This is a genomic window from Paenibacillus xylanexedens, assembly GCF_007676705.1.
Taxonomy (GTDB): Bacteria; Bacillota; Bacilli; order Paenibacillales; family Paenibacillaceae; genus Paenibacillus; species Paenibacillus xylanexedens_C.
Genome location: NZ_VEBF01000512.1, coordinates 1 through 249 on the forward strand (window position 1 = coordinate 1; position 249 = coordinate 249).

Annotated in this window: 1 pseudogene; it reads left to right on the plus strand. The window is 51.4% G+C overall.

The features are described from left to right. Positions 1-45: 45 nt before the first annotated feature. A pseudogene (locus FS628_RS32300) lies at positions 46-249 on the plus strand (LysR family transcriptional regulator); the annotation flags it as partial.

Genomic DNA, 249 nt, shown 5'->3' on the forward strand with positions numbered 1-249 from the left:
ATGGGGATGAGGGGGTGAGAGTTGGTGGCAGAGGTGGTTGGAGGGTTGGAAGAAGGTTATGGGGAGATCGAGGTGAGGTTATTGGAAGAGTGGGGGGTTACGGTTGAGAAATTGAGAGTGAGGGGGAAAGCTGATGTGAGTTTGGTATGTGTTGGTTTAGAAGAGGGAAGGTTGTGTTATGTAACGATTGGAGAAGAAGGGATTGATGTGGGGGTTTGGGGGAATGACGCTCTGGGAGGGAGGGGAGAT